The 2,491-nt window shown below is 37.1% G+C and carries 3 protein-coding genes; all 3 read right to left on the bottom strand.

Annotated elements, in window-relative coordinates; genetic code table 11:
• Positions 1 to 108: 108 nt before the first annotated feature.
• Positions 109 to 918: a replication initiation protein gene (locus CUN59_RS23015; protein WP_104389595.1), complete on the bottom strand. Its 810-nt coding sequence runs from the start codon at positions 916 to 918 to the stop codon at positions 109 to 111.
• Positions 919 to 1,695: 777 nt separating this feature from the next.
• Positions 1,696 to 1,902, bottom strand: coding sequence for a helix-turn-helix transcriptional regulator (locus tag CUN59_RS23010; protein WP_104389594.1), 207 nt, complete (start codon positions 1,900 to 1,902; stop codon positions 1,696 to 1,698).
• 201 nt (positions 1,903 to 2,103) lie between these two features.
• Positions 2,104 to 2,491: hypothetical protein (locus tag CUN59_RS23005; protein ID WP_165790246.1), on the bottom strand; the 388-nt coding region annotated here is incomplete at its 5' end.

The raw sequence follows: 2,491 nt of genomic DNA, 5'->3' as shown, positions 1-2,491 counted from the left end.
TCGAACCCCAAGTTTTCTCTTCGTCGCTCGATTTCGAGCGAGACATTTTTTCAAAATGTCAGTCGGACGGCTTCGCCATTGTCCGACAAAAAAACTGACCTGCGCTGATCAATCTAAAAAATCATAGATGTCTGTTTGATAACTATCTTCTTTGGCTTGTTGGATTACTTCTGCAGTGGTTGGTTGTCGATTATCAGTAATCTGCATTTCATATCCAATGACCTTTCGGCCATTTTTAACTACGTTCAGATAAACATCCACCCCTAATTTTTTCTCTAGCTCTTCTGCCCCAACTTTAAGGCAGTCCCTCGCAAAAACAGCTGGTGTCCATCTTTTCTCTGTTCCCAAAAACCAATTTTGCCACTCATCTAAATCCCCTTGAATGGTTGTAACACGTTGATTTTTAAAACGATTTGCTTCCCACAATTTCATCAAAATAATGGCATACTTTGATTTGATTTGAGCTAGCTCTGCCAATTTGAACGAAAAGAACTGGCTACGTAAAGCAAATACGTAAGGTGCAGCATCTTCTGAAAAGATAAATTCCACTTCGCCATTAGCTAAAAATTTAATTTTTCTAAATAACTGTGTCATCAATATCCCTTTAACGCCATTCTCAACGATTGGTAGATATAACGCAGTATTTTCGTTTAATGCTTTAAAGCCACGTGCCACACGTTCATAGTTTTTCCCTGAAGCGTTCAATCCAAAGTGCTTCAGCACCTCTTTTGCATTTGTCGTAAATGTATCTGTTGCAGTGCTTTCTTTGGTCACATAGCTAAAACAATAGTCCAGTAGCTTATGTTCAAAGGCTTTTAAATTCCCAAAGGCTTTGGCTAGGTCATTGGCTTGTACGACTAGATAATCTTGCCTAGACATCAATCCCTCAAATGCATTTTCTGACTTCCCTTTTTTCATGTTCAAACCTCACGTACTTTTTTCTCATGTATTAGCTTATCAAATTAAAGAGATAAATACAACTCTTTTTAAAAAAACTCTCATGTATCACGTACTTTTTTCTCATGTATCACGTACTTTTTTCTCATGTATCACGTACTTTTTTCTCATGTATCACGTACTTTTTTCTCACTTATCTCCTCGCAAACCCCTGATAACACTGACTTTTTTACACCCCCAAAGTATATATAAAGTAAGTTATAAAGTAAGTATGAAAGTATCTCCTTTAGAAAAAAAGCCTTCATTTTTTTAATTTTTCAAAAAAAAAGACCCTATTGGGTCAATCTCTTAGAAGTGTATCAGGGGTCTTTACAGCTCGAAGCTGAAGGCAGGCCCACACCCGACACAAACTTGTGTCCTTTTGGCTATCCGTTTCCAGTCGCCCAACGATAAAGAGATTCACGCCACCGACCGTATCGCTGAGGCGCCTCCAAAACAGTATAACATAGCTTTGACAGATTTTCACAACACATATTATAATTAACGTATGAAAATATAGTGCGCAAGCACACCGAAGCCCCCAAGGAATCCAGTTCCCTAGGGACTTTTTGTTTCCACTGCGAAGCGCAAACAAAAAGAGAGCTTAAGCTCTCTTTCACACATTATCTTATCGGCTTCCTAACAGAGTTCCAATCAAAAAACCAACAACAGGTAAAAGCCACATACGCAATCTCCTTTTTATTTATTTATTTATTTTAATACTATGATATCATTAAAAGCACAAATAGTAAAGCGTTTTCAAATACAAAAAAGATGTTCTATAGGTTCTTTTAAAACTTTAGCTAATTTTAAAGCTGTTTCTACGGATGGTATTGTTTTATTATTTTCTATTAAGCCTATCATTTGCCTTGAAGTATTTATTTTCTTAGCTAATTCTTCCTGGGTCAACCCCTCTCTAACTCTAAATTGCTTTATATTGTTTTGATAATTATTTTTTTCTAACATACTTATCACCTCTTTTTTACTTCTTCACTCGCTATTATCCCGCGTACGCTTACTTTATTCCATGGTCTATTTGACAACAAGCAACCAGCGACTACCGTCCTTTGTCCGTGTCCGTCCGAAAGGCTTCAGCCTTTCGGCTCGGCACGTCCTAGCGTACTCTGTCACTGCTTGTTGTCAAATAGCTTTCACGGCATAAATCGCTCAAAGCTCTGGCCCTTGAAGATCTCTGTCTATCGAGAAAGCTTTGCCCGTTTCTAAAGCTATTATTCGGTCATTCAGCAATTCTATTTCTTCTTCGCTCAAAACATCTGAAAGTTTATCTAGGACATTCGCTTTTTCTTTGTAAGTCTTAAATTTGTCATCAAAGCCTTTATTTTTGGCTTCTGCCAACTTCAAATCAAACTTTACTTTCCCTAGTTCCGTATCTTTCATCTCCAACTGCCTTCTCAAAAGGATATTTTGAGAGATCAGACCTTGAATTTTTTCATTGACCGAATGGATATAATTTTTTAACTGGCTCACAAAATCAAAATCGAAGGTTATTTTCCCTGTAATCGTCTTTTTAGCGTTTTCTAACACTTCAAAAAAA

Source organism: Cuspidothrix issatschenkoi CHARLIE-1 (assembly GCF_002934005.1).
Lineage (GTDB): Bacteria > Cyanobacteriota > Cyanobacteriia > Cyanobacteriales > Nostocaceae > Cuspidothrix > Cuspidothrix issatschenkoi.
This window is presented reverse-complemented; position numbering and strand designations above follow the sequence as displayed.

Coding starts and splice junctions, on each gene's coding strand:
- CUN59_RS23010 (WP_104389594.1), bottom strand. CDS start 1,902: ATGTTAGAAAAAAATAATTATCAAAACAATATAAAGCAATTTAGAGTT.
- CUN59_RS23015 (WP_104389595.1), bottom strand. CDS start 918: ATGAAAAAAGGGAAGTCAGAAAATGCATTTGAGGGATTGATGTCTAGG.